The organism is Arthrobacter sp. ok909 (assembly GCF_900104405.1).
In the GTDB taxonomy this organism is placed as follows: domain Bacteria; phylum Actinomycetota; class Actinomycetes; order Actinomycetales; family Micrococcaceae; genus Arthrobacter; species Arthrobacter humicola.
Map to the genome: position 1 here is coordinate 63,236 of NZ_FNJS01000018.1, position 19,345 is coordinate 82,580.

17 protein-coding genes are annotated in these 19,345 nt (G+C 66.3%); 5 read left to right on the top strand and 12 right to left on the bottom strand.

The features are described 5' to 3' along the window. Positions 1-36: 36 nt before the first annotated feature. The 6 genes from BLR03_RS14865 to BLR03_RS14890 form a co-directional block, all read right to left on the bottom strand. Entirely contained in the window at positions 37-804 is a 768-nt protein-coding gene (locus BLR03_RS14865) for an amino acid ABC transporter ATP-binding protein (protein ID WP_091253968.1), read from the bottom strand. Further along, positions 801-1,820, bottom strand: a complete 1,020-nt coding sequence (locus BLR03_RS14870; RefSeq protein WP_091253970.1) for an amino acid ABC transporter permease — start codon at positions 1,818-1,820, stop codon at positions 801-803. Before BLR03_RS14870 ends, BLR03_RS14865 begins: the two co-directional genes overlap by 4 nt. Before the next feature lie 6 nt (positions 1,821-1,826). Next, positions 1,827-2,606, bottom strand: coding sequence for an ABC transporter substrate-binding protein (locus BLR03_RS14875; RefSeq protein ID WP_254788517.1), 780 nt, complete (start codon positions 2,604-2,606; stop codon positions 1,827-1,829). 204 nt (positions 2,607-2,810) lie between these two features. Further along, positions 2,811-4,082: an alpha-hydroxy acid oxidase gene (locus BLR03_RS14880; RefSeq protein ID WP_091253976.1), complete on the bottom strand. Its 1,272-nt coding sequence runs from the start codon at positions 4,080-4,082 to the stop codon at positions 2,811-2,813. Positions 4,083-4,108: 26 nt separating this feature from the next. Continuing rightward, positions 4,109-5,476, bottom strand: coding sequence for a diacylglycerol/lipid kinase family protein (locus tag BLR03_RS14885; protein WP_091253978.1), 1,368 nt, complete (start codon positions 5,474-5,476; stop codon positions 4,109-4,111). A gap of 66 nt (positions 5,477-5,542) precedes the next feature. Continuing rightward, complete coding sequence (locus BLR03_RS14890; protein WP_091253981.1) at positions 5,543-5,878, bottom strand: cupin domain-containing protein; 336 nt, start codon at positions 5,876-5,878, stop codon at positions 5,543-5,545. Between the two features lie 303 nt (positions 5,879-6,181). Between BLR03_RS14890 and BLR03_RS14895 the strand changes: the two genes are divergently transcribed. After that, positions 6,182-7,969 (top strand): RecQ family ATP-dependent DNA helicase, encoded by a 1,788-nt coding sequence (locus BLR03_RS14895; RefSeq protein WP_254788521.1) that lies wholly within the window; start codon positions 6,182-6,184, stop codon positions 7,967-7,969. Here the strand turns inward: BLR03_RS14895 and BLR03_RS14900 are convergent. Beyond that, positions 7,947-8,264, bottom strand: a complete 318-nt coding sequence (locus BLR03_RS14900; RefSeq protein ID WP_091253986.1) for an acylphosphatase — start codon at positions 8,262-8,264, stop codon at positions 7,947-7,949. The two genes, BLR03_RS14895 and BLR03_RS14900, sit on opposite strands and share 23 nt — an antisense overlap. 264 nt (positions 8,265-8,528) lie before the next feature. Here BLR03_RS14900 and BLR03_RS14905 point away from each other — a divergent pair, with 264 nt between their 5' ends. Then, a complete protein-coding gene (locus BLR03_RS14905) occupies positions 8,529-8,792 on the top strand; it encodes a YegP family protein (RefSeq protein ID WP_091253988.1) in 264 nt (87 codons plus the stop codon). A 5-nt stretch (positions 8,793-8,797) separates the two neighbouring features. On the opposite strand, the gene BLR03_RS14910 is transcribed toward BLR03_RS14905, so the two are convergent. Both BLR03_RS14910 and BLR03_RS14915 read right to left on the bottom strand, forming a co-directional pair. Next, complete coding sequence (locus BLR03_RS14910; RefSeq protein ID WP_254788518.1) at positions 8,798-9,397, bottom strand: hypothetical protein; 600 nt, start codon at positions 9,395-9,397, stop codon at positions 8,798-8,800. A gap of 377 nt (positions 9,398-9,774) precedes the next feature. Further along, entirely contained in the window at positions 9,775-10,530 is a 756-nt protein-coding gene (locus tag BLR03_RS14915; protein ID WP_091253991.1) for a hypothetical protein, read from the bottom strand. Positions 10,531-10,785: 255 nt separating this feature from the next. Between BLR03_RS14915 and BLR03_RS14920 the strand changes: the two genes are divergently transcribed. Both BLR03_RS14920 and BLR03_RS14925 read left to right on the top strand, forming a co-directional pair. Then, on the top strand, positions 10,786-12,054 hold the full coding sequence (locus tag BLR03_RS14920) for a mechanosensitive ion channel family protein (RefSeq protein WP_175460569.1): 1,269 nt from the start codon (positions 10,786-10,788) through the stop codon (positions 12,052-12,054). Between the two features lie 125 nt (positions 12,055-12,179). After that, on the top strand, positions 12,180-13,979 hold the full coding sequence (locus BLR03_RS14925) for a glycoside hydrolase family 13 protein (RefSeq protein WP_091253993.1): 1,800 nt from the start codon (positions 12,180-12,182) through the stop codon (positions 13,977-13,979). 365 nt (positions 13,980-14,344) lie between these two features. Here BLR03_RS14925 and BLR03_RS14930 read toward each other — a convergent pair whose 3' ends face one another. The 3 genes from BLR03_RS14930 to BLR03_RS14940 all read right to left on the bottom strand — a co-directional run bounded on the left by BLR03_RS14930 (position 14,345) and on the right by BLR03_RS14940 (position 18,124). Continuing rightward, on the bottom strand, positions 14,345-15,139 hold the full coding sequence (locus BLR03_RS14930) for an alpha/beta fold hydrolase (RefSeq protein ID WP_091253995.1): 795 nt from the start codon (positions 15,137-15,139) through the stop codon (positions 14,345-14,347). A gap of 143 nt (positions 15,140-15,282) precedes the next feature. After that, on the bottom strand, positions 15,283-16,212 hold the full coding sequence (locus BLR03_RS14935; RefSeq protein WP_091253997.1) for a pullulanase X25 domain-containing protein: 930 nt from the start codon (positions 16,210-16,212) through the stop codon (positions 15,283-15,285). 178 nt (positions 16,213-16,390) lie between these two features. Next, entirely contained in the window at positions 16,391-18,124 is a 1,734-nt protein-coding gene (locus BLR03_RS14940) for a SulP family inorganic anion transporter (protein ID WP_091254002.1), read from the bottom strand. A gap of 205 nt (positions 18,125-18,329) precedes the next feature. Here BLR03_RS14940 and BLR03_RS14945 point away from each other — a divergent pair, with 205 nt between their 5' ends. Continuing rightward, positions 18,330-19,304, top strand: coding sequence for an aldo/keto reductase (locus tag BLR03_RS14945; RefSeq protein WP_091254005.1), 975 nt, complete (start codon positions 18,330-18,332; stop codon positions 19,302-19,304). Positions 19,305-19,345: the final 41 nt, after the last annotated feature.

The window sequence follows — 19,345 nt, forward strand, 5'->3', positions numbered from 1 at the left end:
CCCATACCCGCCGGTGCCCGGAAACCCTGTGACGCGTTACAGGACTTTGGAAAGGAAGGCCTTGGTCCGGTCATGCTGCGGGTCGCTCAGGATCTGGCGGGGAGGCCCGGCTTCCACCACCACACCTTCATCCATGAATACCAGCGTGTCCGCCACCTCGCGGGCGAACCCCATCTCGTGGGTCACCACAATCATGGTCATGCCGCTCTTGGCCAGTCCCTTCATGACGTCCAGGACCTCGCCCACCAGCTCCGGGTCCAAGGCGCTTGTCGGCTCGTCGAAGAGCATCAGCTTCGGATCCATGGCCAAGGCGCGGGCAATGGCCACCCGCTGCTGTTGCCCGCCCGAAAGGTGCGCCGGATAGGCATCGCCCTTGTCCGCCAGCCCCACGCGCTCCAGAAGTTCCACGGCCCGGGCAGTGGCCGCGGCCTTGGAAATCTTCTTCACCCGCATAGGGGCCAGGGTGATGTTCTCCAACGCAGTCAGGTGCGGAAACAGGTTGAATCTTTGGAAGACCATCCCGATTTCCTGGCGTTGGAAAGCCGCTTCCTTGAGCTTGAGCTCGTAGAGCTTGTCTCCTTTTTGCCGATAGCCGACCAGCTGTCCGTCGACCGAAAGACGACCGCCATCAACCACTTCCAGGTGGTTGATGCACCGCAGGAACGTCGACTTGCCCGAACCGCTGGGCCCCACCATGCAGAGGACCTCCCCCGGGTCGACCTTCAGGCTGATTCCGCGCAAGACCTTGTTGGAGCCGAAATTCTTGGAAACCTTCTCGGCAAGGACCATTGGCACGCCCGTCATCCCTTACCTCCAGCATCAGTACTGAGCGGTGCCCCCGGGCCGGCAGGCCCGGTCGGCGGTCCCGGCTCGGGTCCCGCGGGTTCCTTGCCTTCCTTGAGCCGCCCTGTTCCCCGGGAGAACCGCTTTTCAATGAAGTGCTGGCCGACCATCAGGATGGAGGTGAAGAGCAGGTACCAGAGGGAAGCCACAATCAGCAGCGGCACGGGGGTGAACGTCACCGCCGAAATGCCACGGGAAACCCCGTAAAGGTCAATGCTCAAGGGAATCGCGGCCACCAGGGACGTGGTTTTGAGCATCGAAATCACTTCGTTGCCGGTCGGCGGAATGATGATCTTCATGGCCTGCGGAACCACGACGTACCGCATCGTCTGCCCCCAGGACATCGCCAGGGCCGTCGAGGCCTCTGCCTGGCCCTCGTCCACTGACAGCAGGCCGGCACGCACGATTTCAGACATGTAGGCGGCCTCGTTCAGGGCCAGCCCGATCACGGCGGTGATGAACAAGTTCGTGAAAATATCGTTCGGGAGGGTGACCCAGGGTGTCATGAACGGAATCCCCAGCGTGAACCGCGGATAGATCAGGGACACGATGCCCCAGAACACGAGCTGCACGTAGACGGGGGTGCCACGGAAGATCCAGATATACAGCCAGGCAATGCTCTTCAGCACCGGGTTCGGTGAGAGCCGCATGATGGCCAGCAGCAGCCCGATGACGATCGCGCCGATCATCGCGTAGACGGTCAGCCACAACGTCACCCACGCGGCCTGGCTGATCCGGCGGTCGAAAATGTACTTTCCCACGTCCGGCCAGCCATAGTCGGAGCGCTGGGCGGCGTCGAGCACAAAGACCGCCAACCCGAGCACCAGGACCACGGCAATGAAGATCCGCCACGGATGACGCAGCGGGATCGCAACGATCGCCTCCGCCGGCGCGTCGTCCGTGTCCTGTCCTGCGCGGGCTCGCGGCTTCCCGTCAGGTTCCGACTCAATCATCCTGCCGGATTCCGGCTCGCTCATTTACTATCATCCTTTGGCTGCCACGTTGAGTGCCGCCGTCTTGATGCCGCCGGCTTCCACTCCCCACTTGGTCAGGATCTTGTTGTACGTGCCGTCGTCGATCAGCGCCTGCAACGCCTTCTGGAGGACCGGCGTGAATTCACTGCCCTTGGCCACAGGGATGCCGTACGGCGCCACCTCAAAGGCATCGCCGGCGGTCTGCAGCTTGTCCTTGGTCTTGGAGATCGCATAAAGGGTCACTGGCGAATCGGCACTCATCGCGTCGACCTGTCCCACCACAAGGGCGTTGGTCGCCTGGTCCTGCGCGTCGTACTTGAAGATGGTGATCGCCGGCTTCCCTGCGTCTGTGCAGGCCTTCGACTTGGCCGGCACCTCATGCGTGTCCTCATAGGTGGTTGCCTGGACAGCGACTTTGAGCCCGCAGGCGTTGGTCGGGTCCACGGTCTTGCCCTTGGGGGCGGCCCATTGGATGCCGGCAGAGTAGTAGTTCACAAAATCCACCTGCTTTTCGCGTTCCAGCGTGTCCGAGAACGAGGACATTCCCATGTCATCCTTCCCCGCTTTGACGGCAGGAAGAATGTTGTCGAAGGTGCCGATGTCGAAATTGACCTTCAAGCCCATAACCTTGCCCAGGGCATTGGTGAGGTCCACAGACCAGCCAGCCGGCGCACCGTTATCGTCCTTGAACTCGTTGGGCGGGTAGTTGTTGGCCATGCCGACATTGAGCACACCGGAACTCTTCATTTTCTCCGGAAGCGACGCGGCAATGGAATCATTCTTTTTCACATCGATGGCGTCTGTAGATCCGGATGCGCCGCCAGAGGGGGTTGGTTCACTGTTGTTGACACAGCCGGAGAGGGACATCGCCGTAGCTATGGTGAGAACGGGAAGAAGGTATCGGATGCGCATGGTTTCCTTAGCTGTTCAAAGATCCTCTAGGCTCCCGCAACGCTGCGGAAGGGCACTACGTAACTGCTAGTTCAGAACTGATCAATTCGTGTCACCTGACGCTCTTGTTTCAAGGATTTCTCCGGAATGACGAATGTCCCGAAGAATTTCCCCGCCTCGAGCTTTCAACTCGGAAATGCTGGAAACGCCCACTAACGTCATCGTACGCCGGAGTTCATCTGCGAGGATCTCAATGATGCGCCCGACACCCGGTGAGCCGGCCGCCACCAATCCGTAAAGGTAGGCCCTGCCGATCGCACAGGCATCCGCTCCGAGTGCCAACGCCTTGAGGATGTCGTTCCCCCGGCGGATGCCGGAGTCCACATAGATCTCGATCGAATCGCCCACGCGCTGCCGCGATTCCTGAAGGACATCCATGGGGCTCAGCATGTGGTCGAGCTGGCGTCCGCCATGATTGCTCAGCTGGACGGCGTCCAGACCAATACGGGAGGCCTTCGCCACGTCGGCCGGGTTGACGCAGCCTTTGAGCACGATCTTGCCGTGCCACGCCTGCCGCAAGGCTTCCAGTTCCGTCCATCCGCTGGTCGCATCCGAGTGGCCAAGGATGTCCTGCCACATGGACGGGGTAACCACAGAGGTGGCCGCGGCACTGCGCGGATCCAGATTGGGAAAACTGATTCCATCCGACTTCAGGAAGTTGATCCACCAGGACGGACGTCGGGCGATGTCCGCAATGGTTGACAGCGTCAGCGCGGGAGGTGCGGTGAAACCGTTGTGCAGGTCCCGCTCCCTGGAACCCAGCGCCCGCGTATCGACGCCGACAATCAGGGTGGTGAACCCCGCGGCGTCACAGCGCGCCAGTTTGTCCTTCATCGCCTGGGGATCGGAGGTGAGCCCAAAGTTGAACCAGCGGTCAAGGGACGGGTGGCGCTCTGCGATCGTTTCCATGGCCACAGTGCTCAACCCGGCCAGTCCGTAGGGGATGCGGGCCCGGTCCGCGGCCGCCGCGACGGCCAGCTCTCCCTCGGGATGGAACAGCCTGGTGGCACCGGTGGGGGTCAAGGTAAGCGGCAGGGCACTGCCCTTTCCGAGGAGGGTCGTCGTCGTGTCGGGTCCGGACACCGGGCCCCAACTGGGCATCAGTGCCCAGGAGTCGAAGACGGCGCGGTTGCGGCGGAGCGTCACTTCGTCTTCAGATCCACCGTCGAGGTAGTCGAAGATCCCTGCCGGCAAGACCTTCTTTGCCGATTTCCGGTATTCCTCGACGTTGTAGGCGCCAGCCAGAACACGCCGTTGGCGGGACAATACGGGAGCCTTGACCTGGATAAGCTGCCTGGCGTCGCTGAATTTCAATGAGGGCCTCCCGTTGCGTGCTTGCGTTATCGTTCGGCCTGCGGGGCCGAAGACGCGGACGCCGTGGACCCTGCGTCTCGGTGCCCCCACGCCAGCTCACGGAGCCGGACCAGGTCCAGCGCCGGCTGGGCAGGCGGGACGCCGGGACGTTTCCGCGGAACCAGGACCCGCAGGGCACCGGGTTCGATGGTGCACCGCACAGGCGTGCTCATCTGCAGGGCCTCGCCGTCCACGCCCACGGGAATTGCGGGCACGTCTGCGTCAACCACCACCTCCGCCGCGGCGCGTTGGATCAGCCCGTGCTTGGTCGCGCGGCGCAAGAGACCCACGGCTTCACGGGTGGTCGCGGCGGAAATCGTCACCGCGCCGAGCACGCCGCGGTCCAGCCGGGTCCGGCGGCCCAGGCCCGCGAGGTCGTTGCTGCCGTAGGGGCCGTTACTCACCAGCACCGCCTGCGGCCCGTCCACCGTCACGCCGTCCAGCTGGGCTCGCAGCCGCGTGCCTTTGTCCCCCTTGATCAGGTCCGGAAGCATCTGCAGGACGGTGCCGGTCTTGTCGTCGCGGTACTCCGGGCTCTGCACCACCTCCGCGTACACGCCGAAGGAGGCGTTGTTGACGAAGGTGCGGCCATTGATCTTGCCGAGGTCCACGTTTAGCTCCACCCCGTCGCGGAGGGCATCCAGGCAGCCGGTCGGATCCTCCCGGTCCAGCCCGAGATCGAGGGCGAAGTGGTTGCGGGTACCGGCGCTGATCACCAGGAATGGAAGGTTGTGCTCGGCCGCGATGCCGGCCACGAGCGCCTGGGTTCCGTCACCGCCGGCGACGCCGAGCAGATCAGCCCCGCGCTCCACCGCCTGCCGGGCCAGCGCATCGACATCCACCGGGCCCGGGCCCTCGAGCAGCGCCACCTCGGCGCCGAGTTCCTCCGCCTTCCGTTGGAGGTCGAACTTCACCACCTTGCCCCCGCCGGAACGCGGATTCATCACCAGGAAGGCATGCCGCCAGGTGGGAGCGGGGTACTCGGGCATCTTTGAGCCTTCCCTGCTCTCCCGGAGGGCCGCGCGGGCACACACCAACGCAACAAACACCAGACCCACGGTGACCATGACCTCCCACAGGAGGCCGGCCTGAACGAACAGGAACAACACCACCAGCGGGGCGAGCACCGCCAGCCCCAACGCGCACCAGCGCAACACACCGCGGCTGATGAGGAACCAGTAAATCCCCGCCACGGTCACCACGAGGGCGCCGGCGCCCGTCAGGAGCAGGGCAATAGTGCCAGCCAAACCCGCAGCCGCCAACGGGACGAGCGCCGCGCAGACGACCGCGAGGTAAGCGCCCCTCGCCCACCACCGCCGGGTCTGTGGGACATCTTCGAAAGGAATGACAGTCATATCCTGCTCCTTGCGGTAATCCGGCCCCTGGTCGATCGACCGGTCTCCCCGCCTGCGGCTGTGCCGTCAGGTATTGATTTTGGCCACGGTCATCAGGATCGCCGAGTCCTCTTCCGCTTCCAGGCTGTGCAGCCCGTCGGGCACGATCAGCAGATCGCCGGACTTGCCCTGCCAGGATTCGTTGCCGGCCCGAAGCCGGACACAGCCGCGGAGCACAAACACGGTCGCTTCGCCGGGGTTCTGATGCTCGCTCAACTGCGTCCCCGCCCTGAATGCCATGACGGTCTGGCGCAGGACTTTCTCATGCCCGCCAAACGCAGTATCTGCCGCACGTCCGCTGGGGGCCGCCACCGCAGCTGCAATCTGCTGCCGGGCAAGGGCATCAAGCGATATCTTCTGCATGGGGCCACCCTACTCAGAAACACGTTCCCTGCCGAGGGCCCTTTGCCCCGTACAGCCCGCACCCGCCCTGCCATCAGCGCCTCGCACGTTTCGTAACTCTCGCGGCACGTCCTACCCTGAAATCAACGGCCCGCACCATGGCCGCCCCGCCTCACCGCAAACTGTCGCAACGGAGCTGCAATCATGACCGAGGCCGTCGCTTCCAGCGCGGATCCGCCGGTACCGGACGCCCCGGCGCCCCCGGTTCCGGCGCCCCCGGTTCCAGCGCCCCCAGCGCTCCAGCTCCCGCCGCCCCAGCTTCCAGTGAACGACGACGCCGACCTCCGCCACCTCGCGGACGTGGCCTTTGGTCTGGCGCACCTCCGCGAGGGCCAGCTCACCGGGATGCGCGCCCTCGCCGCCGGCCGGGACGTCCTCGCCGTCATGCCCACCGGCTACGGGAAGTCGGCCATCTACCAGGTCCCCGCCCTCCTGCTGCACCGCCGCCAGCAGCGGCCCACCGTCGTCGTGTCCCCGCTGATTTCCCTGCAGGAGGACCAGCTGGACGGCTTGCGGGACGCAGCGGGGCCGGGCGCCGCCGTCGCGGTCAACTCCTCACACAGCGCCGCGGAGCAGGAGCACGCCTGGCGGGCGGTGGAAACCGGCGAGGCGGCGTTCCTCTTTCTCGCCCCGGAACAGCTCGCCAAGACCAGCACAGTGGAGCGGATCGCTGCGCTCAACATCGCCCTGTTCGTGGTGGACGAGGCCCACTGCGTCTCCTCCTGGGGCCACGATTTCCGGCCGGATTACCTCCGGCTCGGCGAGGTCCGCGAGCGCCTCGGCAACCCGACCACCGCGGCCCTGACGGCCACTGCCTCTCCCCCCGTGCGCGAGGAGATCCTGGCCCGCCTCGGCATGACCGCCCCCCTCGTCCTGGTCCACGGCTTCGACCGGCCCAACATCCGCCTCGAAGTGCACCGCCACCATGAGGACAAGGAGAAGCGCCTCGCCGTCGTCAGCCAGGTCACCGAACTCGTCACCGGGCACGCCGCCGAAGTCCTTCTAGAAGGAGTCCCCGGTCCGGTCCCCGCGAAGCCCGGGCGCGGGCCCGGGCTGGTGTACGCCGCCAAGCGGAAGGACACCGAGAAGTACGCCGTGAGACTGGCCCGGAACGGCCTCCGCGCGGCGGCGTATCACGCAGGCCGCACGCCGTCCGAGCGGGAGCTGGTCCACGAGCAGTTCCTTGACGGCCGCCTGGACGTCGTGGTGGCCACCACCGCCTTCGGCATGGGGATCGACAAGCCCGACGTCCGTTTCGTCATCCACGCCGACATCCCCGAATCGCTGGACAGCTACTACCAGCAGATCGGCCGCGCCGGACGGGACGGGCAGCCCGCCGTCGCAGTGCTGCACTACCGTTCCGAGGACCTCGGCCTGCGGCGCTACTTCGCCACCCACACTCCGGACGAGGCCTCGCTGCTGGCAGTCCTCACGGTGCTGCGCGAGGCCGGCCGGCCGCTCCCGCCACAGACGCTGGCCGAGTGGACAGGCTTCCCCGCCCGGCGGATCACCGGCCTGCTGAACCAGTTGCAGGACACCGGTGCGGTCAGGGCACACCACGACGGTGTCCGGCTCGAGGTGGCGCTAGACCCGGCGCCGGAGCCCGCCTGCGTGGTGGAGCGCGCCGTCGAGCTCGCCGCAGCCCGCGAGCGCGTGGATAAGTCCCGCATCGCGATGATCCGCAGCTATGCCGAAACGCGCCGCTGCCGCCGCCAGTTCCTGCTCGGCTACTTCGGCGAGGACCTGCCCGAGCCTTGCGGGAACTGCGACACCTGCACGGAAGGCACCGCGGTACCGAACCAGCACAACGGCGGGGCCGCCACCGACTGTGTTTCTGCCGCCGGTGTTTCCGCCGGCATTTCCGCCACCGGCGTTGAGGCGTTCCCGCTGAACTCCCGCGTGGAGCATGCCCTCTGGGGTCCGGGCCTGGTGATGGGGCACGACGGCGACCTCCTCACCGTGTTGTTCGACCGCGAGGGCTACCGGACGCTATCCCGCAAAGCCGTCCTGGGCCACGGGTTGCTGACGCTCAGTACACCACCCGGAAACTAGTAAACGCCCCCGTCGCCGCCGAGACGGACTCCTGGACGTCCTCCACCCGGCCCGGCGCCTCCGACGAGCGCAGCCAGCGCCGCAACTCCAGCACCACAGGCTGCGGCCCCTCCGCCACAATGCCCACGGAGCCGTCATCGTTGTTCCTGACAGTGCCGGTCAGCCCGAGGTCCTCGGCCTTCCGCACCGTCCAGTACCGGAAGCCGACCGCCTGGACCACACCGGACACCCGCGCATTCAGCCGCACGGGCTCGCCGGCATCCGGTGGAAACTGCGCAGGGTGCTTGTCAGTCATGCTCCCAATGTAGCGCCCGGCACGGACGGGGGTCGTGCGGGTTTGGTGCGGCCGTTTTTGTCGTACGGATTCAGTTCCAGGGGTTGAGTCTCACCGGTCCGGTCTCACCCGCCAGACACTAAGGGACCTTAGCCTCTTTTCCCGCGGATACAGTCCGCGACAGGCTGGTTCCCGGCACTGGAGCAGATTGTCGAAGACCCGGCAACGGCACAACGAAGTGCTCTTACCCTCCCGGCAGCAACAACTGCCCGAAAGGACAAGGCGATGGCTGGACTATTCGAAATCTTCACTGACGCGGAATCCAACGTCCGGTTCCGGCTTCTCGCCGGCGACGGGACCGTGTTGGCCATTTCCCGGGCATTCGACGACAAACGCCAGGCGGCGAACGGCATCATGGCCGTGCGCGAGTGCGCAGGTACCGGGCTGATCAGCGAGATCCGAAGCACCCCGTGGGGCGGGCAACGCACCAGCAAGAACTCCGCGCAGGCACCGGCAAGCCGTCGACGGCGGCATCTGCCCGCTGTGTAGCCGGGCTACTTCGCCGGCTCGCTCACCGCAGTTTTTGCAGGACGAAGCGACGTGATCATCTTCCGGACGTCCTGGTACTCCGCCGTGGTGGCGTACAGTTTCGCCTTCTCCAGATACGGCAGGCCGGGGTCTCCCGGCGTCGTGTTGTTCGCCGGGTTGTAGGCCTGGCCGAAGAGCGCGCCGCTGGGCGGCCAGAGGAAAAGCTGGAACATCGGGCACGCCGTGGGCCCCGTCTCCGGCGGCATCATGGTGATTCCGTAGGCGGCGAGGGTGGACGCAGAACTTTCGGCCGCACGGAAGTCACCGCGGGCTTCGAAGACGTAGCGTGGCCCGTTCTGGTCGTCCGAGCCGGGTTCGGTGAGTGCCTGCATCGGCTCCGAATCGATCAGCAGGTAGGGCTGCTGATCGCCACATTCGGCGCCCGTGACGACGTTGGTGCGCAACGCGGCCATCTGCTTCCCCGTAGCGTTCAGCACGTCCACGAACTCGCCGCCCAGCGGCGCCTGCCCGGCGGGATCCTTGACGGACCAGGCGGCCGGATAGTCGAACCTCAGCGTCCCGTCCGACGTCGTGAATGTCTTCCAGTCCGACGACGGCGGCCCCACCGCCGTCGCTGAGCCGTCCGGCGGCGCGGTTCCCGGCGAGGTTCCCGGCTCTGTTCCCGGAGAGCTTCCCGGCGTTGCCGATGAAGCGCCCGGCGGCGCGGTCCCGGACGCTGTCCCCGGCTCTGTTCCCTGTTCAGTTCCCTGTGAATTTCCAGGGGAGTTTCCGGGCGTCGCGGTGTCCGACGTCGGGCCTGCCGTCGTCGCAGCACCGGAGGGCGCCGGTGGTCCAGCGGGCGAACCGCAGCCGACCAGCAGCAGGGCCGCGACCGTCAGCGCGGACAGTACAGGAGCGGGAAACGCTGCCGGAGCCGCTACCGCACTCGCGGAAGACGCCGCCGCCCGTCCCTTCATGCGCCTGTGCACGAGCCCGGCCGCCTCTACTGCCCCGCCGGCCGCAGCGAGGTGATCATTCTCTTGACGTTCTGGTATTCGGCGGTGTTCATGTACGCCTCCGGAGTGTCCACATTGGGCTCGTTGCCGGGGGTGGTGTCGAAGGGGTTGTAGACGCCGCCGAACGATGCTCCGCCGGGAGGCCAGGTGAAGTAGTGGTAGATCGGGCAGGCATCGGGGCCGGCCGGTTTGGGTGCCGAGCTGAGGCCGTACGCCATGACGTTGGCCTTCGTGGGGTCCTTCTCGGCCGGATAGAGCCGCAGCTCAAAGATGAAGTGCGGGGTAACCCCCTGCTGGGCCAAAGCGGGCACGGGAACGAGGTCGAGCACCGAGTACGGGATCCTTGGTGTGCACTCGGCGCTGGTGGCCACATTGGTCCGCAGCGTGGCCAGCGACTTGCCGCCCGGGTTGAGGACCTCGAGGAATACCCCGCCGGGAGTGGCCTCGGCGCCACGGTCCTTGATGGTCCATTCGGCCGGGTGGTCAAACTGCAACTTCCCGTCCGGCGTCTTGAGGGTCTGCCAGTTCGCCGCCGTCGGCGCGGGGGTGTCCGGTGCCGACGACGGCTCAGTCGGCGCGGTATCGGCGGCGCCGCTGCTGGCGGGCGCGGAGGTCAAAGGCGGCACGGTCGGCATGGTTGGCGACGGCGAACCAGAACCGGAGGGCGAACTGCAGGCGCCGAGCAGCGCCGCCACCAAGACGCCGGCCGCTGCCGCCGTGCCGAGTGCCGAAAGTCGACGCATGTCACCCTCCCCCTGGGATTCAAGTGGTTCGACCATTCTCGATCGCCGGGCCGCAGAAACCAGAGCCGAAAGTCCCGCGGCGGCCACGCCGTTCCACGCCGCGGCGGCCACAGAACCGTGTCCGGTGCGGCCGTGGCGCCGCCGAATGCAACCGAGTGACGCGACGTGGCGCAACCACCCGCAGCGGCGTGACGGGACGCACGTTGACATTCCGCCGATTTCAGTTGGCCACGGAAGCTTGCTAGAGCTTAAGTAATGCAAGAGTTCCTGACACAAGCAATGCCGTTCCTGGCCATGGCCCTCGCCGTGGTCGCCGGACTCGTCCTGTCCTGGCTGGTGCGCAAGATTGTGCTCCGGCTCAACCGCAGCAAGCCCGAACTGCGCGAGACCTCCCGCGTGGCCCGGCTGCCGCTGCGCTTTTCCCTGTGCCTCATCGCCGTGCGGATCGCGCTGGCCATTTCCACCGGGGACCTCGAATGGCGCCACGCCCTGGACCATCTACTGCTCATTGCGCTCATCGCCTCCCTGGCATGGCTGGCCATCGCCATGCTGCTCATCGTCGAGGCGATGGTCCTGACCCGGTACCGGGTGGATGTCGCGGACAACCGCCGCGCCCGCAGGCTGCGTACCCAGGTGATCCTGGCCCGGCGGATCGGCGTCGCCCTGATCGTGGTGGTGGCCCTGGGCAGCATGATGCTGACGTTCCCCGCGATCCAAGCCCTCGGCGCCGGGCTGTTGGCCTCCGCGGGCGTGATCTCGATCGTCGCCGGTCTCGCCGCGCAGACCTCGCTGGTCAACGTCTTCGCCGGCATCCAGCTGGCCTTCACGGACGCAATCCGGGTGGACGACGTTGTGGTGGTCCAGAAGGAATGGGGCCGGATCGAGGAAATCACCCTGACCTACGTGGTGGTCCACATCTGGGACGACCGCCGCCTGATCCTGCCCTCGACCTACTTCACCACCACCCCGTTCGAGAACTGGACCCGCCGGCAGTCCGAAGTCATGGGCACCGTGGAGTTCGACCTCGACTGGCGCGCACCGGTCGAAGCGATGCGCGCCGAACTCAAGAAAGTCCTGGCCGATACCCCGCTGTGGGACAAGCGCGTGGGCATCCTGCAGATCACCGACGCCACCGCCGGCTTCGTCCGGGTGCGCATCCTGGTCAGCGCCGCGGACAGCGCTTCCCTCTTCGACCTCCGCTGCCTGATCCGTGAGGAACTGGTGCTGTTCCTGCAGGAAGACCACCCGACGGCGCTCCCCCATGTGCGCCTCGAACGGCTGCCTTCGGCCGCCACTGCTTCCGCCGCTTCCAGCGCCTCCGACGCCGGGACAGGTCCCCAGCGCCCAGGGTCCCAGCGCCCGGGCACTGTCTCCGCCGCGGACGAGCACCACCGGCACGCGGACCCCCACGACTCCCAGCTGTTCACCGGGTCCATCGAGGCGATCCAGCGCTCCAAGGCCTTCTCCGGTCCCGGCGAGGATGTCTTCGAGGACCGCGACAACGCCATCGCCTCGCAGAACTAGCCCCGGCCCCGGCCGCAATCCTGGCAAGGTCTTCCCAGCCCCCGCCAACTGGTCAATAATCAGACGTTGGCGGGGGCAGCAACAGCGCTCTCCCGCATCGCCTGCCGGACCAGCTGAGGAGTCCCATGACGGTTGAACAAGCCCCCGCGGAAACACCTAAGGCGACTTCAAGCGACTGGTTCCAACGCGCCGTCGTCTATCAGATCTATCCGCGCAGCTTCGCTGACTCCAACGGCGATGGCATCGGCGACCTCCGCGGCATCATCAGCAAACTGGACTACCTAAAGCGCCTGGGGGTCGACGTCGTCTGGCTGTCCCCGATCTATACCTCCCCGCAGGACGACAACGGCTACGACATCAGCGACTACCGCAATGTCGATCCGCTTTTCGGCACGCTGGAGGAGCTCCGGGAACTGACCGACGGGCTCCACGCGCGGGGCATGAAGCTGGTGATGGACCTCGTGGTCAACCACACCTCGGACGAGCACCCCTGGTTTGTGGAATCCCGCTCGTCGAAGGACAACCCGAAACGGGACTGGTACTGGTGGCGGCCGCCACGCGAGCAGGCTGCTGCCGGGACCGGCCCCACACCGGGCACGGGCTCGGAGCCGAACAACTGGGGCTCGGCGTTCTCCGGGCCCGCGTGGGAGTTCGATCAGGCCACCGGGGAGTACTACCTCCACATCTTTTCGAAGAAGCAGCCGGACCTGAACTGGGAGAACCCCGAGGTCCGTGCGGCGGTCTACGAGATGATGAACTGGTGGCTAGACCGGAGCGTGGACGGCTTCCGGATGGACGTCATCAACTTCATCTCCAAGGACACCTCCCTCCCGGACGGCCCCCGCGGTGACGGCAAGCTCTACGGCGACGGCACCCCGTTCTACATCGACGGCCCCCGCATGCACGAGTTTCTGCAGGAGATGCACCGGGAAGTCTTCGCCGGCCGCACCGGAGACCTCCTCACCGTCGGCGAAATGCCCGGTGTGACGGTGGAGGACGCCGTCCTGTACACCGACCCGGCCCGGGCCGAGGTGGACATGGTGTTCCAGTTCGAGCACGTGGCGCTGGATCAGGAAGAGGGCGACAAGTGGCGGCCCAAGAAACTCCTGCTCACCGAGCTGAAGCAGACTCTGGGACGCTGGCAGGACGGCTTGGCCGAGCGCGGCTGGAACAGCCTGTACTGGGGCAACCACGACCAGGCCCGGGCCGTGTCCCGCTTTGGCGACGACGGCACGTACCGTGAGCTGTCCGCGAAGATGCTGGCGGGCATCCTGCACCTGCACCGCGGCACGCCCTACGTCTACCAGGGCGAGGAACTCGGCATGACCAACATGACCTTCGGTGCGATTAGCGACTACCGCGACATCGAGGTCCTCAATCACCACCGTGAGGCCACCACGCACCTCGGCCATACCGACGCCGAGGTCCTCGCCGCCCTCGCGCCCCTCAACCGGGACAACGCGCGGACTCCGGTCCAGTGGGACGCCTCCCGGCACGCGGGCTTCACCACCGGCGCGCCCTGGATCGCGGTGAACCCGAACGCCAACCACATCAACGCCGCCGCCCAGGTGGATGACCCGGACTCGGTCTTCAGCTTCTACCGCAAGGTGATTGCGCTGCGCCATGCGGAGCCGGTGGTGTCGCACGGGACCTTCACGATGCTCCTGCCGGATGACCCTCACGTCTACGCCTTTGCCCGGTCGCTGCCGGACACCACCTTCCTGGTGCTCGGCAACTTTTCCGGTCAGGACCAGAAGGTGACGCTCGACGACGCCGACGTTGCGATTGTTGATGTTCCAGCTGTTTGGGACAGCGCGGAACTGGTCCTGGGAAACTACCCTGCCGATGCCGCGGTGCCCCGACTGCATCTCCGGCCCTGGGAGCTGAAGGTCCTGCGCGCCGGAGCAGCACGGCCGGCTCGATAGACCCCGGACCGGAAGTCCGGCGCAACACACACCATCCGCAAAGACTGAGGGAGCCCGACATGACAATTCCTCCGACACCAGAACCCGATCCGTTTCCGCCGGAACCGGGACCCACGACGCCGCCGCCGGAGCCCGGGGATCCGTTCCCGCCCGAACCCGGTCCGATCACGCCGCCGCCGGTTCCTGGGCCGGAGCCGGGGCCCGAGCCGTTGCCAGGACCGGCGCCCACGCCGTCACCGGCACCGGGTCCGTTCCCGACGCCCAATCCCCTCCCGATTCCGGATCCAGGCCCGATGCCGCCGCGGCCGGACCCAACCCGGTTCTGACGGGCATCACCCGGCTCTAGCGTCAATCCTCGGGCCGGCTCAACCGGCAATCCCGTGCAGGAAGTTTCGCACTTCCCTATTGAAGGCGTCCGGCGCCTCGACGGCCGCCATGTGCCCGACGTCGGGAATCGTCACGAGAGTCGAGCCCGGGATCCGCTGGTTCATTTCGCGGGCCACGCTGACCGGCGAGCGGACGTCCTCCGTGCCGTACAGCAGCAGCGTGGGTACCGCGATGGTCGGCAGGACATCGCGATAGTCGGCGTGTGCGTTCGCGTTTAGGAGTGCCCGCATGCCGCTGGGATGGAAGTCGGCCATGATGGCGCTGACTTCTTGCACAACCGCCGGATCGGCACGGTCGGTGAATAACGTGGGCAGCCACACGGGGATGAATTGTTCTGGCGGCTGCTCAAGTTCGGCCAGCACCTGCGCGTAGCGGCGCTCCACTTCCTCGGGCGGCAGGGATCCTGCCCAGCCGGCGTACGCCGAGACCAGCAGCAGCGACGCAGGGACTGACGGGTAAGTCCGGTACAGCTCCAGGGCAACGCCGGAGCCCATCGACAGTCCGAGGACGTGAGGCCTGCCCGGCACTGCTTCGCGCAGAAATCCGGCCAGGGCGTCGCCCAAGTCCTTGCCGGTAAAGTCCGGGGGCGGATCGTCGGAGCCTCCGCACCCGGGGGCGTCCCAAGCGAAAACCGTGAATTCATCCGACAGCGCGTCGAGCTGCCGCCGCCAGATCCGGCTGTCTTCATAAGCACCGTGCAACAGGACCAGCGGCGGCCCCTGGCCCGCACGCTGGTACCGGATCCTCAGACCCGCAATCTCAACCGTGTCCACGAGGTAATGCTAGGCCGCCCCGGGGTCCCAACGCAGGCTCAGGATGCGCAATTCCTCCCGCGACGCGCAAATGACCCTTCGATACCGGAATTCGGGTATCGAAGGGTCATTTGCGCGTCGGCAGGATGATTGGGTGTCGGAGCCTACGGCATAACGATGTCCCGGGTGCGGTGGTCGTACTGAATGACCAGGACGCCGCCGCCGTGGTGGACCTCGTGGTTGGGGCCGTCGAAGGTGCCGAACGCGCCGTAGTTTTCGTCCCACGAGCGGTTCAGGGCGATCTTGAAGGTGTAGAAGCCGGCGGGAAGGTCCGCGGCGATCTTCCACAGCTGGTCTACCAGGTCCAGTTCCATCTGGACTTCGTCATACTGCGGCGCCCAGTTGGCCGGCGCGCCCAGCAGGATGTTGAAGTCGCCGACAACCGCGACGGCTTCCGGCTGTTCGATGGTTTCGGTGCTGACGGCTGGCGCTTCTGCTGCCGGAGCTGCCGAAACAGCCGACGGGGCTTCTGCCGCAGGGGCCTTGGCCGCGGGCTTGCGCTTCCGCACCACCTTGGCGACCGGGGCAACGGCCTCCTCGACGAGCTTGGCAGCCTTGTCAGCGACCTTGCCCGCTGTCGACGGCGCCTTCTCGGCCTTCGCTGCGGTCTTTGCTGTGGCCTTCGCAGCAGTCTTGGCCGGAGTCTTCGCAGCGGGCTTTTCTGCCGGCGCAGACGGCAGCGGGGTCCCGGCTGGCACCGGAGTACCGGCGTCGAGCGCTTCGGCGAAGGCGCCAGGCTCGGCGAAAGCAACCGTGGCGCGCTGGCCGTCGTCGGTGATGGACCAGCCGGAGCGGCCCTTGACCAGCCAGCCGGCCTTGACCAGTTTGGCCGTGGCAGAGGTCAGCGTCTTGTGGCCGCGGGGAATGCCGCCGCTCAGCAGTTCACGTTCGTGGTCATTGAGGGGCACCCGCACGATGGCCTCGCTCAGGACGGCTCCGGCGTTCAGCTTTTCGCCGGTCCATACCTCCTCTGCCAGGACATCCAGCACGGCCTTAAGCCGAAGGTTGGTGTTTTCCGCGGTGTTCGCGCCCATGGGTCTCCTTTAGAAGCAATTGATCCACCTGCATTTTGCCAAGGAAACGTTGGTTTTTGCGAGCTGGATCTGTTAACTCTATGTGTCGTGACCCACTATGACAGCGCCGACGGGGGCGCACGGGGGATCAACTCACCAGTACCCGTGAGTAGGAAAGCAATGCGGGGTCAGTCCCCGCTCAGTCCTCGGTGCTCCACGTAGCCCCGGTGAGAGCCATGTAGGCCGTTACCGCAGCGTCGAGGGTGGGGTAGAAGTGGTGTGGATCGATCTCCTGTTTGAGCCCGTAGAGTTCGATCTTCTCCTTGACCCGGTGCTTGAGCTCGGCAAAGACCAGTGACGTGCCCTGCGCGTCCAGTTCGCGGTCCAGCTCGATCAGCACGTCCGCGGCGGTGGTGTCCACGTCCGTGATCGGTTCGGCCGCGAGCAGGATCCACCGCGGCTTGGGTTCGGTCCGGGCCAACTGGCGGATGTTGTCGCGGAATGGTTTGACGTTGGCGAAGAACACCGGTGCGTCCCAGCGGTAGATCACCAGTCCGGGCAAGTGCTTCGCGTCGGGGTGGAAGTTCACATCGTGAAATCCCTCGTATCCCGGCACCCGCCCGATCACCGTCTCGTAGGGCCACCATGCCCGGCGGAAGATGTTGAGAATGGACAGCCCGACGGCGATGCCGATGCCGGGGAGTACCCCCAGGAACGCAACCCCGAGGAAGGCAGCAAGCGACAAGCTGAATTCGGCCTTGCTCTGGCGCCACAGACGCACGGTGCCGGGGACGTCGGCCAGGGACACGGACGCCGTGATCACCACGGCCGCCAGCGCCGGCTGTGGCAGGTTCCGGAACAGCCCGGGAAGCAGCACCAGCATGAGAAGCACCAGCACGGCGCCCGTCACACCCGTGAGCTGGGTCTTAGCCCCGGAACGTTCCGCGACCGCTGTCCGGGAGCCGCTCGTGCTCACCGGGAAGCCCTGGAAGAAGCCCGCGGCCAGGTTCGCGGCACCGATACCGATCATCTCCTGGTTGCCATGAACCTCTTGGCCTGAGCGTGCCGCGAACGCCGACGAATTCGAGATCGTGTCCGTCAGGGACACCAGCGCAATGCCCAGGGCCCCGGCGAACATCAGTCCGATGTCCGAGAGCTCCACGCGGGGAATGGTGAACGGCGGGAAGCCCCGCGGGAGTTCCCCGACAAGGGAAACGCCCCGGCTCGCCAGATCGAAGATCGTCGTCGCCACAATGGCGAGGACCACCATGACGAGCACGGCAGGGACCTTGGGCAGCCACTGCTGCAGGGCAAGTATCAGCACGATCCCGGCGATGCCGACTGCTGCGGCCGCGACCACTGTCTCGCCGTTGGCCACGCCCTGAACAAAGCCGACGAAGTCACCGACGAAGGTATCGCTGTCCACTTTGAAACCGAAGAGCTTCGGAAGCTGGCCCACCAGGATGGTGATTGCGAGGCCGTTCATGTAGCCGATCATGGTGGGTTTGGAGATGAGGTCGGCGATGAAGCCGAACTTGGCCACGGACGCCAGGACCATGATGAGGCCGACCATGAGCGCGAGCATCGACGCGAGTGCCACCGCCTTCTGCGGGTCGCCGTCGGAGGCGATGAGCGGCAGGACCGTCGCGGCAATCATTGGACCGAGCGCAGAGTCCGGTCCCAGCACCAGGATGCGGGACGGGCCGAAGACCGCATAGGCGAGCAGGCAGAGGATGGTGGTGTACAGCCCGGTGATCGTCGGCAGTCCCGCCAGCTCCGCATAGGCCATGCCCTGGGGAACGAGCAACGTCGCCAGGACGACGCCGGCAATGATGTCCTTGCCGAACCACTCTCTCTGGTACGTGGCGGGGACGTCCAGTCCAGGCATCACCCCGCGCAGCCATCCGACGCGCCGCTGTCCAGTCTTCGTCATACGTGCACTCTGCCGTTCGGCGTCGCCCGGCACATCCTCCGGCGAGGGTGAACCGGGCCGGCCACTGTTCCGTTGTGCCGCTCGCCCGATGGGCCTAGAGTGGCGGTCTGCCCACTGCGCGCCGTCCGGCCGCCCTGTCAGATGCCCGATCGGTGCCGGATCAGGTGCCGGAGGCCGCCCCCGCCGTTATTTTGAGGAGATTTCCATGGAAACCCGCACACTCGGTTCGCTCACCGTCTCAGCCCTGGGTTTGGGCTGCATGGGCATGAGCGAGTTCTACGGCCACGGCGACGACAACGAGTCCATCGCCACCATCCAGGCCTTCCTCGACGCCGGCGGAAGCCTCCTGGACACCGCGGACATGTACGGCCCCTTCACGAACGAAACGCTCGTCGGCCGGGCCATCGCCGGCCGGCGGGACGACGTCGTCCTGGCCACCAAGTTCGGCAACGAACGCCGGGCCGACGGATCCTGGGTCGGCATCAACGGCTCCCCCGATTACGTGCGCGCCGCCTGCGACGCAAGCCTCCAGCGCTTGGGCGTAGACCACATCGATCTGTATTACCAGCACCGGGTGGACAAGACCGTCCCCATCGAGGACACCGTCGGAGCCATGGCCGAGCTGGTACAGGCCGGCAAGGTCCGGCACCTTGGCCTGTCCGAGGCCAGCGCCGACACCGTCCGCCGGGCCCATGCGGTTCACCCGATCACCGCTTTGCAGACCGAATACTCGCTCTGGGAACGCGAGCCGGAGACGAAGGTCTTCCCGGTGCTCGCCGAGCTGGGCATCGGCTTCGTTCCGTACAGCCCTCTGGGCCGAGGCTTCCTGAGCGGACAATTCCGCAGCCCCGATGACTTTGCTGCGGACGATTTCCGCCGGCACTCCCCGCGTTTCCAGGGCGAGAACTTTGACCGGAACCTGCAGCTCGTTGACCGGGTCAAGGAACTGGCCGACGCGAAGGGCTGCACCCCGGCGCAGCTGGCGCTGGCCTGGCTGCTGGCCCAGGGCGCGCACATCGTTCCGATCCCGGGCACCAAGAAGCGCGAACGCCTGCGGGAGAACCTTGGCGCGGTCGACGTCGAGCTCTCCGCCGAGGATCTCAACCGCCTGGATGAGCTCGCTCCGGCCGGCGTCGCCGCCGGCGCACGCTACCCGAACATGGGCACGATCGACGTCTAAGCGCCACCGCCGTTGCCCTATCACTTATGGCTACTATCCGG

Excerpts from the sequence above, each read along its gene's own strand:
- BLR03_RS14865 (WP_091253968.1), bottom strand. The coding sequence starts at position 804 with ATGACGGGCGTGCCAATGGTCCTTGCCGAGAAGGTTTCCAAGAATTTC.
- BLR03_RS14870 (WP_091253970.1), bottom strand. The coding sequence starts at position 1,820 with ATGAGCGAGCCGGAATCCGGCAGGATGATTGAGTCGGAACCTGACGGG.
- BLR03_RS14885 (WP_091253978.1), bottom strand. The coding sequence starts at position 5,476 with ATGACTGTCATTCCTTTCGAAGATGTCCCACAGACCCGGCGGTGGTGG.
- BLR03_RS14890 (WP_091253981.1), bottom strand. The coding sequence starts at position 5,878 with ATGCAGAAGATATCGCTTGATGCCCTTGCCCGGCAGCAGATTGCAGCT.
- BLR03_RS14900 (WP_091253986.1), bottom strand. The coding sequence starts at position 8,264 with ATGACTGACAAGCACCCTGCGCAGTTTCCACCGGATGCCGGCGAGCCC.
- BLR03_RS14905 (WP_091253988.1), top strand. The coding sequence starts at position 8,529 with ATGGCTGGACTATTCGAAATCTTCACTGACGCGGAATCCAACGTCCGG.
- BLR03_RS14915 (WP_091253991.1), bottom strand. The coding sequence starts at position 10,530 with ATGCGTCGACTTTCGGCACTCGGCACGGCGGCAGCGGCCGGCGTCTTG.
- BLR03_RS14920 (WP_175460569.1), top strand. The coding sequence starts at position 10,786 with ATGCAAGAGTTCCTGACACAAGCAATGCCGTTCCTGGCCATGGCCCTC.
- BLR03_RS14925 (WP_091253993.1), top strand. The coding sequence starts at position 12,180 with ATGACGGTTGAACAAGCCCCCGCGGAAACACCTAAGGCGACTTCAAGC.
- BLR03_RS14935 (WP_091253997.1), bottom strand. The coding sequence starts at position 16,212 with ATGGGCGCGAACACCGCGGAAAACACCAACCTTCGGCTTAAGGCCGTG.
- BLR03_RS14940 (WP_091254002.1), bottom strand. The coding sequence starts at position 18,124 with ATGACGAAGACTGGACAGCGGCGCGTCGGATGGCTGCGCGGGGTGATG.
- BLR03_RS14945 (WP_091254005.1), top strand. The coding sequence starts at position 18,330 with ATGGAAACCCGCACACTCGGTTCGCTCACCGTCTCAGCCCTGGGTTTG.